The organism is Niallia sp. M35 (genome assembly GCF_050971705.1).
Classification (GTDB): domain Bacteria; phylum Bacillota; class Bacilli; order Bacillales; family Cytobacillaceae; genus Niallia; species Niallia circulans_A.
Genome location: NZ_JBPCEP010000001.1, coordinates 126,492 through 139,266 on the forward strand (window position 1 = coordinate 126,492; position 12,775 = coordinate 139,266).

At 36.3% G+C, this 12,775-nt stretch carries 13 protein-coding genes; 12 read left to right on the forward strand and 1 reads right to left on the reverse strand.

Translation table 11 applies throughout. The features are described 5' to 3' along the window. Positions 1–143: 143 nt before the first annotated feature. The 9 genes from def (at position 144) to spoVM (ending at position 8,902) form a co-directional block, all read left to right on the forward strand. Positions 144–632: a peptide deformylase gene (def, locus tag NiCM35_RS00625; RefSeq protein WP_095329133.1), complete on the forward strand. Its 489-nt coding sequence runs from the start codon at positions 144–146 to the stop codon at positions 630–632. Next, on the forward strand, positions 625–1,584 hold the full coding sequence (gene fmt, locus NiCM35_RS00630) for a methionyl-tRNA formyltransferase (protein WP_095329134.1): 960 nt from the start codon (positions 625–627) through the stop codon (positions 1,582–1,584). The genes def and fmt overlap by 8 nt, the downstream gene beginning before the upstream one ends. Then, on the forward strand, positions 1,571–2,923 hold the full coding sequence (rsmB, locus tag NiCM35_RS00635) for a 16S rRNA (cytosine(967)-C(5))-methyltransferase RsmB (protein ID WP_433778256.1): 1,353 nt from the start codon (positions 1,571–1,573) through the stop codon (positions 2,921–2,923). The genes fmt and rsmB overlap by 14 nt, the downstream gene beginning before the upstream one ends. Continuing rightward, positions 2,923–4,017, forward strand: a complete 1,095-nt coding sequence (gene rlmN, locus NiCM35_RS00640) for a dual-specificity RNA methyltransferase RlmN (protein WP_341182555.1) — start codon at positions 2,923–2,925, stop codon at positions 4,015–4,017. The genes rsmB and rlmN overlap by 1 nt, the downstream gene beginning before the upstream one ends. Positions 4,018–4,023: 6 nt before the next feature. Beyond that, positions 4,024–4,782 (forward strand): Stp1/IreP family PP2C-type Ser/Thr phosphatase, encoded by a 759-nt coding sequence (locus tag NiCM35_RS00645; protein ID WP_433778257.1) that lies wholly within the window; start codon positions 4,024–4,026, stop codon positions 4,780–4,782. Next, entirely contained in the window at positions 4,779–6,788 is a 2,010-nt protein-coding gene (pknB, locus tag NiCM35_RS00650; protein WP_433778258.1) for a Stk1 family PASTA domain-containing Ser/Thr kinase, read from the forward strand. The genes NiCM35_RS00645 and pknB overlap by 4 nt, the downstream gene beginning before the upstream one ends. A gap of 138 nt (positions 6,789–6,926) precedes the next feature. Then, positions 6,927–7,808 (forward strand): ribosome small subunit-dependent GTPase A, encoded by an 882-nt coding sequence (gene rsgA / locus NiCM35_RS00655; RefSeq protein WP_095329138.1) that lies wholly within the window; start codon positions 6,927–6,929, stop codon positions 7,806–7,808. A gap of 279 nt (positions 7,809–8,087) precedes the next feature. Continuing rightward, a complete protein-coding gene (locus tag NiCM35_RS00660) occupies positions 8,088–8,732 on the forward strand; it encodes a thiamine diphosphokinase (RefSeq protein ID WP_095329139.1) in 645 nt (214 codons plus the stop codon). A gap of 89 nt (positions 8,733–8,821) precedes the next feature. Further along, a complete protein-coding gene (spoVM, locus tag NiCM35_RS00665) occupies positions 8,822–8,902 on the forward strand; it encodes a stage V sporulation protein SpoVM (protein WP_016201070.1) in 81 nt (26 codons plus the stop codon). 153 nt (positions 8,903–9,055) lie between these two features. On the opposite strand, the gene rpmB is transcribed toward spoVM, so the two are convergent. Next, a complete protein-coding gene (rpmB, locus tag NiCM35_RS00670) occupies positions 9,056–9,244 on the reverse strand; it encodes a 50S ribosomal protein L28 (protein WP_016201071.1) in 189 nt (62 codons plus the stop codon). Between the two features lie 383 nt (positions 9,245–9,627). Between rpmB and NiCM35_RS00675 the strand changes: the two genes are divergently transcribed. The 3 genes from NiCM35_RS00675 to sdaAB all read left to right on the forward strand — a co-directional run bounded on the left by NiCM35_RS00675 (position 9,628) and on the right by sdaAB (position 12,763). Continuing rightward, on the forward strand, positions 9,628–9,990 hold the full coding sequence (locus NiCM35_RS00675; protein WP_095329140.1) for an Asp23/Gls24 family envelope stress response protein: 363 nt from the start codon (positions 9,628–9,630) through the stop codon (positions 9,988–9,990). 16 nt (positions 9,991–10,006) lie between these two features. Then, complete coding sequence (locus NiCM35_RS00680) at positions 10,007–11,686, forward strand: DAK2 domain-containing protein (RefSeq protein WP_433778262.1); 1,680 nt, start codon at positions 10,007–10,009, stop codon at positions 11,684–11,686. A 414-nt stretch (positions 11,687–12,100) separates the two neighbouring features. After that, complete coding sequence (sdaAB, locus tag NiCM35_RS00685; protein ID WP_095329142.1) at positions 12,101–12,763, forward strand: L-serine ammonia-lyase, iron-sulfur-dependent subunit beta; 663 nt, start codon at positions 12,101–12,103, stop codon at positions 12,761–12,763. The last annotated feature ends 12 nt before the right edge of the window (positions 12,764–12,775 follow it).

The following is a 12,775-nucleotide window of genomic DNA, read 5'->3' on the forward strand; positions in this document are numbered from 1 at the left end:
TTTAGTAGCAGGGTTTGATAAAATACAAAAAGGAATGAGTTTTAGCATAGGCTGTTTGTCTGAACAATAATGGCAAGACTGTCTTCGATTAATACTAGCAAACCTTTAATCGACTATCTCTCTTAACGTTTGGAGGAAATAATGTGGCAGTAAAACAAATTGTAATGTACCCGGATCCGGTGTTAGAAATACCATGCGCGGAAGTTACAGTCTTTGATAAAAAATTAGCAAAGTTATTAAACGATATGTATGATACAATGATTGAATTTGACGGAGTAGGACTAGCTGCTCCACAAATCGGTATATCGAAACGCATTGCTGTAGTAGATATTGATGATGATATGGGTACACTGGAATTAATTAATCCCAAATTATTAGAAGTAAATGGCTCTCAAGTTGGTCCCGAAGGATGTTTAAGTTTCCCGGGATTATTCGGAGATGTCGAAAGACCATTGTCTATTACAGTAGAGGCGCAAAATAGAAAAGGAAAAAAATATATAATAGAAGCAGAAGAATATTTAGCACGAGCAATTTTACATGAAATGGATCATTTAGATGGAGTGCTATTTACATCAAAGGTAATTCGCTATCTAGAGGAAGATGAGCTAGAAGGAGTGGAAGCAAATGACTAAAGTAGTGTTTATGGGAACCCCGGATTTCTCTGTTCCTGTATTACAAAGATTATTAGAAGAAAAGTATGAAGTAATTGCGGTTGTGACACAGCCTGATCGTCCTGTGGGCAGAAAAAAGGTGTTAACCCCGCCGCCAGTAAAGGTAGAAGCTCTAAAACATGATATCCCTGTCTATCAACCAGAGAAGATTCGTCAATCAGACGAGCTGAAAGCTATTATCTCTTTGAACCCGGATATTATTGTGACTGCTGCGTTCGGTCAAATTTTGCCAAAAGAGCTATTAGATGCACCAAAATTCGGCTGTGTGAATGTTCATGCGTCCTTGCTTCCTGAATTAAGAGGAGGAGCTCCAATTCATTACAGTATTTTACAAGGAAAAGAAAAAACCGGTATTACGATTATGTATATGGCCGAGAAGTTGGATGCTGGTGATATTATTTCAGTTGCGGAAGTGGAAATTGAAGAAGAAGATACAGTAGGGACACTGCATGATAAATTAAGTCGTGTCGGAAGTGATTTATTAGCGGAAACTTTGCCTAAACTGTTAGCAGGAGAAATTACACCAATTCCGCAAAATGATGAGGAGGCGACGTTTGCGCCAAATCTGAAGCGTTCGGACGAACAAATTGACTGGACTGTTTCTGGAGAAGAAATTTACAATAAAATACGTGGACTAAATCCTTGGCCAGTAGCTTTCACTCTTTATCAAGGAAAGGTGATGAAAGTATGGGCGGGGAAGAAAGTGGCGAAAAAGAAAGATGCCGCTCCTGGAACGATTGTCGACATAACAGATCAAGGTCCAATTGTGGCAACAGGTAATGACACATACATTCAATTAACAGAAGTACAACCAGCGGGCAAGAAGAAAATGGACATCAGCGAATTCTTACGTGGGGCTGGCAGTAAAATGCAAGTAAATGAGATATTAGGAGTTACGAATGAAGAAAACTAAAAAAAATGTGCGAGAAGCAGCATTAGATATTTTGGAAGCTATTCAAAAAAATCAAGCGTATAGTAACTTATTGCTAAATACGACGATTAAGAAAAATGAGATTCCATCTAAAGATATCGGTTTGTTAACAGAAATTGTTTATGGAACGCTGCAACGAAAAATGACCCTTGAATTTTATCTACGTCCTTTCCTCAATAAAGGAAAGAAAATAGAAGAGTGGGTTTATATTCTTCTGCAGATGACTGTCTATCAAATTGTTTATTTAGATCGTATTCCCGATCATGCTGCCATAAATGAAGCAGTAGAAATTGCTAAAAAAAGGGGTCATAAAGGAATAAGCGGCTTTGTAAATGCTGTACTAAGAAATATGCAAAGACAAGGATTGCCATCCTTTCATGAGATTCAAGATGAAATAGAACGACTTTCCATTGAAACAAGTCATCCTACTTGGCTTGTAAAAAGATGGGTCGAGCAGCTTGGTGTAGAAGAAGCGAAAAAAATGTGCGAAATTAATCTAACAGCACCGATGCAAACTGCAAGGGTTAATACAACAAAGGTTTCTGTAACGGAATGTATAGAACTTTTAACAGAAGAAGGATTTCAAGTAGAAGCAAGTGAGGTAATTCCAGAAGGGATTAAAGTTTTAAAGGGAAATATCGCTCATTCATCTGCTTATGAAAAAGGGCTGCTGACGATTCAAGATGAAAGCTCGATGATTGTTGCTTATGCACTAGATTTAGACAAACCTTATTCCGTATTGGATGCTTGTGCAGCTCCAGGTGGTAAATCTACTCATATTGCAGAGAAGATGAATAAGGACGGCAACATCCTTTCTATTGACCTTCATGACCATAAAGTAAAGCTGATTAAGCAAAATGCAGACCGCTTAAATTTACCAACGATTGAAACGAAGGCAATGGATTCAAGAAAGCTGGACAAAAGCTTGGAGCAAGAAAGCTTTGATCGAATTCTGTTAGATGCACCATGTTCAGGGTTTGGCGTAATGAGAAGAAAGCCAGATATGAAATATACAAAAACAGAAGCAGATGTCGATCGGCTGCAGAAAATTCAGTTGGATTTACTAGCATCTGTTTCCCCGCTTTTAAAAAAAGGTGGAATATTAGTATATAGTACCTGTACCATTGATAAAGCAGAGAATGAAGAAGTGGTGGAGAAATTCTTAGCTGCCAATACGCAGTTTGAGAGAGATAGTACATTGGCAGATCGTCTGCCTCAAGATGTAAAGAATTACGCAGAAGGAAATGAATTACAGATATTACCGCAATATTTTGGCTCAGATGGCTTTTATATTGCAGCATTAAGAAAGAAGGTGCAATGATGGAACAAGTAAAAATATCATCAAGAAGAAGACAAAAAGCAGAACCAACTATTCCCTCGATATACTCAATGGAATTGCAAGCACTAAAGGATTGGCTGACAGCGCATAATGAAAAGGCGTTTCGTGCGGATCAAATTTTTGAATGGCTATATAAAAAGAGAGTAACCTCTTTTGAAGACATGTCTAACTTATCGAAAAATTTACGTTTAATGCTTCAGGAAAATTTTACGATTACAACATTAAATACGCTTATTCAGCAAACATCAAATGATGGGACTATTAAATTTTTATTTGAATTACATGATGGATATTCCATTGAAACAGTTTTAATGCGCCATGATTATGGTAATTCTGTTTGTGTAACAACCCAAGTTGGCTGTCGAATCGGCTGTACTTTCTGTGCTTCTACATTAGGTGGATTAAAAAGAAACTTAGAAGCAGGAGAAATCGTTGCACAAGTCGTAAAAGTACAACAGGCATTAGATGAATTAGGCGAACGTGTAAGTTCAGTTGTTATTATGGGAATTGGGGAACCATTTGATAACTTTACTAGTATGTTAAGTTTCCTCAAAATTATTAACCATGAACAAGCATTAAATATTGGAGCAAGACATATCACTGTGTCAACCAGTGGGATTATCCCGAAAATTTATGAATTTGCGGATCAAAATATGCAAATTAATTTCGCGGTTTCTCTGCACGCGCCAAACACAGAGTTAAGAAGCAGACTAATGCCAATTAACAGAGCGTATAAATTACCTGATTTAATTGAAGCTATCCGCTACTATGTGGATAAAACAGGTAGACGTGTAAGTTTTGAGTATGGTTTGTTTGGGAACGTAAATGATCAAGTTGAGCATGCGGAAGAGTTAGCTGAGCTTGTGAAAGGAATCAAGTGTCACGTAAACTTAATTCCTGTTAACTATGTACCAGAAAGAGATTATGTAAGAACACCGAAGGATCAAATCTTTTTATTTGAAAAAACGTTAAAGAAACATGGAGTAAATGTAACAATCCGTCGTGAGCAAGGTTCAGATATCGATGCTGCATGTGGACAGCTTCGTGCGAAGGAGAGAAAAGAAGAGACGAGGTGATCACCTTTGAGTCAAATTTTTATGACTGATAAGGGGAAAGTTAGACAACATAATGAGGATAGTGGAGCAATTATTAGAAATAAAAGCGGTCAACGCCTTGCCATCGTAGCTGATGGCATGGGTGGACACCGTGCAGGTGACGTTGCAAGCTCACTCACTGTTGAGAAACTGACAGAACTTTGGACAATGGTAGAGGAAATTAAAACAGCAGATGAGGCAGAAAACTGGTTGGAATCCAATATTTTAGAGGTCAATCAATATGTTTTCGATTATGCTTCCACCCATCCAGAATGTGAAGGCATGGGTACTACTATTATAGGGGTAATCAGTACGGAAAATTTTGCGACGATTGCTCATGTGGGAGACAGTCGGTGCTATCTTTATAACGAAGATGGCTTTAAACAAATTACAGAAGATCATTCCTTAGTAAATGAATTAGTTCGCATGGGCCAAATTTCGAAAGAAGATGCAGAGCATCATCCCAGAAAAAATGTTGTTTTGAGAGCGCTTGGAACAGATGCTCAGTTAAATATTGATGTGATGACCATTATATTTGAAGAAGGCGACATCATATTTATTTGTTCTGATGGACTATCGAACAAAGTAACGGATCAACAAATAAAAGAGATTCTTGAAAAAGAGATTACATTAGAAGAAAAGGCTTCTACTTTAATCGAAATTGCCAATATAAATGGCGGAGAAGATAATATTACGGTCGTTATTTTGGAGTATGGGGATGGTCATCAAGCAGGTGAAGGGCAATGATGATTGGAAAAAGAATAAGTGGCCGTTATAAAGTCTTAGAGATGATTGGCGGAGGTGGAATGGCAAACGTCTACCTTGCGCATGACATGATTTTAGATCGAGATGTAGCAGTGAAGATGCTAAGACTCGATTATGTCAATGATGAGGAGTTTATTAAACGATTTCATCGCGAAGCGCAATCTGCTACAAGCTTAGCTCATCCGAATGTCGTCAATATATATGATGTAGGAGAAGAAGGAGACATCTATTATATTGTTATGGAATATGTGGAAGGCGATACACTGAAACAATACATACATAAAAACTCACCACTTTCTGTAGAGACAGTTATCGCAATTATGCAACAAATAACATCAGCAATCGCACATGCACATCAAAATAATATAATCCATCGCGATATAAAACCGCATAATATTTTAATAGATAAAGAAGGAAAAGTAAAAGTAACCGATTTTGGAATTGCGATGGCGTTAAGTGCGACAAGCATCACGCAAACAAATTCTGTGCTAGGCTCTGTTCATTATTTATCACCAGAACAAGCTCGTGGTGGAATGGCGAATAAAAAATCTGATATTTACTCTCTTGGGATTGTAATGTTTGAATTATTAACAGGGAGATTGCCTTTTTCTGGTGAATCAGCTGTTTCGATTGCTTTAAAGCATTTGCAGTCTGAAACTCCTAGTGTTAGAAGATGGAATGAAGCGATCCCGCAAAGTGTGGAGAATATCGTCTTAAAAGCTACTGCGAAAGATCCTTTTTATCGGTATAATAGTATGGAAGAAATGTCAGAGGATTTGCAAACAGCTTTAAATTTAGAGAGACTAGATGAACCCAAGTTTGCAACACCAGTTGATGACGAAGCAACAAAAGCAATTCCGGTTATTACAAATGATGGTTTATATAAAAATTTTGATGAGACGATTATTCATACAAATGAAAAAGAAGATCAAGGAAAAACCTTGGTAAAGGAATCTCCAAAAAAGAAAGAAAAGAAAGAGAAAAAGAAGAAAGCTAAGAAAAAGGGAAAGAAAATTGCTGCGATTATTATTTCAACCTTTCTCGCCTTGCTATTAATAATGGGACTAGTATTATTTCTTCTGCCAGATTTACTTGCACCAGAAGATATAGTTGTTCCTGATGTCGCTGGTTTAGAATTAGATAAAGCAAAGACAACGCTCGAAGAAAAAGGCTTCGTAGTGTCTGATACTATTACCTTAAATAGTGATGATGTGAAAAAAGGTCATGTTATTAAAACAAGTCCTAGTGCAGGCAGCGCGCGAAGAGAAGGGACAGAAATTACTATTTATGAAAGTCTTGGAAAAGAGACGGTCGTTCTCAGTGATTATGTAGGAAGAAAATATGATGATGTGGTGAAACTATTAGAATCAGAAGGATTCGATTTTAAAGATATTGAGCCTATCGAAGTATTTGATGATAGTGAACCAGGAACAATATTAGAACAAAATATTAAGCCAAAAGAGGAAGTAGTACCAAGTGAAACATCATTAGAATTTACAATTAGTAAAGGTGCACAATTGATTAGTGTCAAGGATTTATCGGATTATACGAAAAAAGAAGTAAATGACTATGTGGACGATGTTGGTTTAACGGTAACTTTTAAGGAAGAATATAGTGACACAGTGGAAAAAGGTCTAGTCATTTCTCAAACGCCTGAAGCTCGTACTAATTTGAAAAAAGGAGCAGAAATTACTGTTGTTCTTTCTAAAGGAAAAAAAGAAGTCCAACCGAAAGAAGTAATGAAAGAAATATCTATTCCATATGAACCGACGGAAATGACTGCTGATGGGAAGCCGGTCGAACAAACAGTAAGAATATATATTGGTGATTTTAATAATAGTATGACAGAACCAGCTGAAACATTTAAGATTACCGAAAATACTAAAAAGACAATCTATCTGCAAATTCCTGAAGGGCAAAAAGGATATTATCGAGTGCAGATTGACAGTGTGGTCATTCTTGATGAAGAGGTTCCTTATCCTAACTAGTAATTGGTTTGAATTAAGCAAGAAAGGGAATGCTTTTTAAGTAGGTAGTTTCTAATAAGCTGTCGTTTTTTTAATAGTTTTTAGAGACACGCAAGAACTTTTATAAGCGAGTTGAAGTAAGTAAGGAGCGTTATATTTATGCCTAAAGGCAAAATTATTAAAGCGTTAAGTGGATTTTATTATGTATTAAGTGAGGGGCAATTAATACAGTGTCGCGGTCGAGGCGTTTTTCGAAAAAATAAGATAACTCCTTTAGTAGGTGATGAAGTCGTTTTTCAGGCAGAGAACACAACAGATGGCTACATTCTAGAAGTAAAAGAAAGAAAAAATGAATTAGTTAGACCACCGATTGCCAATGTGGATCAAGCAATTCTTGTCTTTTCTAGTGTGGAACCTGATTTTAGTACTGCATTATTAGATCGTTTTCTAGTATTAATTGAATACAATAGAATTGATCCGGTAATCTGTATGACAAAAATGGATTTAGCAAGTAGTGAGGTGGTTGAAAAGATGAAGGAGTACGCAGCACAATATGAAGCTGTGGGGTATCCTGTCATTTTAACCTCTTCTGAAACCGAAACGGGTATAGGACAGCTGCTGCCTTATTTAAAGGATAAAATATCGGTATTTGCCGGACAATCGGGAGTAGGAAAGTCTTCTTTGTTAAATGTAATTAGACCTGATTTAGACTTAAAGACAAATGAAATCTCCTCCAGTTTAGGAAGAGGAAAGCATACAACAAGACATGTAGAGCTTATCTCAATTGGAGATGGACTTGTTGCAGATACACCTGGCTTTAGTTCACTGGAGTTTCTAGAAATTGAAGGAGAAGATTTGAATTATTGTTTTCCTGAAATAGAAAAAACAAGCGAAAACTGTAAGTTTAGGGGCTGTCTACATCTTTCAGAACCAAAATGTGCAGTGAAAGAAGCGGTAGAAAATAATGAAATTCCAACTTATCGTTATGAGCACTATAAAGATTTCTTACAAGAAATTAGAGATCGAAAACCGAAGTATTAGTTTTTTCTGATTAGGAGAGAATTCTATATTCCATTTTGGGAGCTTGGGCAGAGATGAGAAGACCGAGCATATACACCTAAAAACGATTGAATTCTTGGAAATCACATCTCAATAGACTTTTACTTATTTTGTATTTACAGCCTTAAAGCAGATTCTTTCTATATAGCCGTTTGGACTATTTATCTGGATTGATTAGTAATCAAAGTAGATAAAGAAGACAAAGGCATATAAAAAAGGATCTGTATTTTTGTATAGAAAAGTAATAAGAGGAGGAGAAATATGATTGTTCATATTATGGCTGGAGGACCAAAGCAGTATATTCCTAATTTAGATAACTATTCAAAAGATATTTGCTGGATAGGTGTGGATAGAGGTGTTATGTATTTAATCGAAAGATCCTTGCCGATTTATGCTGCTTTTGGTGATTTTGATTCTATTTCGGAAACAGAACTGCATGCGATGGAGGAAAAAACAGGGATTATTAAACGTTTTAAACCAGAAAAAGATGAAACAGACATGGAACTTGCTCTTTTATGGGCTATTAAAGAAGGTGCAACGACTATTCGGTTATTTGGTGCGACAGGGGGAAGACTCGATCACACAATCGCAAATCTGCAGCTATTACTACGAGAAGCGTTAGACAATAAGCATATTCAACTAGAAATAATCGATAAACAAAACAGCGTATCTGTTGTACAAGCAGGAGCTTATACGGTAAAAAAACTGGAGGAATATAAATATATTTCATTTTTCCCATATAGTACAAAGATTGTAGGTCTATCTTTAGAAGGTTTTAAATACCCTTTAGTAAGGAGAAATCTTCCTGCTAGCAGCACATTGTGTATTAGTAATGAACTAATTCGAGAAACTGGTACTTTTTCCTTTGAAGAAGGCATATTAATGGTAATAAGAAGTTGTGATTAAAATCTGATAAATGATGGTACTAATAATTTTTATCTTAATAGGAAATGTGAGTGCTAGCGATGTTTATTGATTAAGGAGGGACAGTATTCATGAGATTTTATACCATTAAATTGCCGAAATTTTTAGGAGGACTTGTCCGGGCGATGTTGGGGACCTTTAAAAAGGATTAACAACGGATTCTGCGAATTTTTTTAGTAAAGACAACCATTCGCGATATTGGCGGGAAATTTCAAGGACTTACGGTACTTATACGACTTGCCTATTGTAGTTTGGAGACAAAATAAAAAAGGACATGTAACATGTCCTTTTTTATTGCGATCTGATTAAACACGTTCTACTTTACCAGATCTTAATGCTCTAGCAGAAACCCAAACACGTTTAGGTTTACCGTCTACTAAAATACGAACCTTTTGAAGGTTAGCTCCCCAAGTACGTTTGTTAGCGTTCATTGCATGGGAACGAGCATTACCTGTAGTTGTTTTTCTTCCAGTGATAACACATTTACGTGGCATGTATATTTCCCTCCTTATTACAGAAACCCATTAAAATGAGTTTGAAAAGTCATAGATAGCAATTTACTTATAGTCTGCTAAATAATCCTCGTTACAGATACCTTAATAATTTATCATACAACTTAAATGAATGCAATAGTTGGATGAAAAGCTTTCAAGAAAATTTCCTTGACATGTCTTTCCTTATTAAACAAATCCGTTTATCTCAAGACTTTATGGGAATAGTAAAACAAGTAGGTGTTTTCTGAATTTATCCCAATGCTTTAATAGAAGGGTTATTTTGTTATATAATAATAATAAGCTTTTTAACTATAGCTTTCAAAAACGTTTTGATTATAGTAAAATGTCAGTAGTCAAGGAGCAATTCCAAAGGGGGAAAACTCATGTCCATTGAACTAAGAACGAATTTCGGACAAATTGATATATCTACAGAAGTTATCGCTACAATCGCAGGTGGGGCAGCAGTAGACTGCTACGGTATCGTTGGAATGGCGTCGAAAAATCAAATTAAAGACGGTTTAACAGATATTTTGCGAAAAGAAAACTTTACACGTGGTGTAATCGTTCGAAAAGTTGAAGAAGAAGTACATATTGATATGTATATCATTGTAAGTTACGGAACGAAAATCTCCGAGGTTGCGCACAATGTTCAATCGAAAGTAAAATACACACTCAATAAGACAGTTGGACTTGCCGTTGACTCGGTTAATATTTACGTTCAGGGAGTTCGTGTGACGAACCCGTAGTAGAGGAGGAAACACAGTGTCAATTACAGTTTTAGAAGGAAAGCGATTTGCCGAAATGGTAATCCAAGGAGCAAACCATTTGTCCTCTAATGCTAAATATGTAGATGCGTTAAATGTTTTTCCAGTGCCAGATGGAGATACAGGAACGAATATGAATTTATCGATGACTTCAGGTGCAAAGGAAGTTCAAAAGAATATTCAATCACATATCGGTAAAGTTGGAACCTCATTATCGCGAGGTTTATTAATGGGAGCCAGAGGGAATTCAGGGGTTATTCTTTCCCAATTGTTTCGAGGATTTTCCAAACATATTGAGCAAAAAGAGACAATAACTGGAAAAGAATTTGCTAATGCTTTACAATTCGGTGTGGAAACAGCATATAAAGCAGTAATGAAACCTGTAGAAGGGACGATTCTTACAGTTGCAAAAGATGCTGCAAAGAAAGCGGTTCAATCTGCCGAAAAAAATGATAATATCATTGTTATCATGGAGGATACAGTAAAAGAAGCAAAAGCTTCGTTAAACAGAACACCTGAACTACTGCCTGTGTTAAAAGAAGTAGGCGTTGTTGATAGTGGTGGGCAAGGACTAGTATTTGTATATGAAGGGTTTCTTGCGGAGCTAAAGGGTGAAAAACTTCCAGACGCCGTGCAAAATGTTGTTTCCATGAATGAATTGGTAAATGCTGAACATCATAAAAGTGTTCACAGTTATATCAATACAGAAGATATTGAATTCGGCTATTGTACAGAATTTATGGTTCGTTTAGAACAAGAAAAGTTAGGAAATAAGCCGTTTTCAGAAGATGACTTCAGACAAGCGTTAAGTAAATATGGAGATTCATTACTTGTTATTGCGGATGATGAAATTGTGAAAATTCATATTCACTCCAATCAGCCTGGTGAAGTATTAACATTTGGACAAAAATACGGTAATTTGGTAAAAATGAAGATTGAAAATATGCGTGAACAGCATAGTAGCTTAGTGGATGCAGCTGAAAAAGAGGAAGTAAACAATACTCATTCTGTGGAAGAACAAAAAGAGTATGGGGTTGTAACAGTTTCGATGGGAAGCGGAATTGCAGATCTTTTCAGAAGTATCGGTGCTCATTATGTTATTGAGGGCGGTCAAACAATGAATCCAAGCACGGAAGACATTGTTAATGCTGTGAGACGTATCAATGCGAAAAAGGTCTTTATTTTACCAAATAATAAAAATATTATTATGGCAGCAGAACAAGCAGCTGACGTATTAGAACAAGACGTTGTGGTTATCTCTTCTAAAACTGTTCCACAAGGAATGTCAGCATTACTCGCTTTTAATCCTTCTAGTGATTTAGAAACAAATGAGAAGAATATGAAAGCAGCGCTTGAACATGTGAAAACCGGCCAGATTACGTATGCAGTCAGAGATACGAGTATTGATGGCCTAGCGATTGAAACAGGCGACTTTATGGGACTTGCAGAAGGACAAATTATTGTAAAAAGTAAAGATAAAACAGAATCTGCAATGGAACTTTTAAAGTCAATGATCGATGAGGATACAGAAATTGTGACGATAATTAAGGGAGAAGAAGCGACAGAAGAAGAGGTTGAAACGCTTGTATCTTTTATTGAAGACAATTTTGAAGATGTGGAAGTAGAAGTCCATGACGGTAAACAACCACTGTATTCTTTTATTTTTTCTATTGAATAATAGTACTTTTAAAAGGGTGTGCCTGTATATATGGAGGCATGCCTTTTTTATTTTATAGAGAGTCGAAGGAATGGAGCGGTCCGTCTGTTATTTGTTCCCTTTTTCGGGAGAAGTAGAGAAAAAGAGAACAGAGAGACGTCCTCTGTCCTCGTATAGCGTCAATGACTATATATATGTCAAAGAAAAAAGGAACGAATATACCGTAACAAAAGTTATGCAGGAAGGAAACTTTCGACATAATTCCCTTCAAATTTTCATACTTCCCTAATCTAAATTAGCTATTTTCTATCGAACAATAAGAATTAGAACCATATATTAATATAGTATGATATTATATAGTGTAATCATTTTAAACACAGTATTATGTTAAAGAAATATCAATTCCATTTTTGGCCATTAAGGAGAGACAAATCCATGAAATTTAAAAGCGTTTTTGATATTATTGGTCCAGTCATGATTGGTCCATCCAGTTCTCATACAGCTGGTGCTGCAAGGATTGGCAGAGTGGCGCGTAATCTTTTTGAAAGAGAACCAAAATGGATAAACATTCATTTTTATGGTTCATTTGCCGAAACATATAAAGGCCATGGAACAGATGTAGCGATAATTGGAGGGATTCTTGATTTTGATACCTTTGATGAGCGAATTAAAGAATCCTTAGAAATTGCAGAACAGCATGGAATCCAAGTTAAATTTCATATAGAAGAAGCGATCCCGGAACATCCTAATACAGCAAAAATTCATTTAGGGGACGACGACGGAGAAATGGAGCTTGTTGGTATTTCTATTGGCGGCGGGAAAATAGAAATTATCGAGTTAAATGGCTTTCAATTAAAGCTTTCTGGTCATCATCCTGCAATATTAGTTGTTCATAATGACCGATTTGGTGCCATTGCGAAAGTGGCTAATGTATTGGCTAAACACGAAATTAATATTGGTCATATGGAAGTTAGTCGTAAAGAAAAAGGAAAACTGGCTTTAATGACAATTGAGGTCGATCAAAATATAGAAGAAGCGATTTTAAAAGAGCTTGAACAGTTAGATTCAATTGAAAAAGTTACAACAATCGTGGAATAAAGGGAGGGGTAA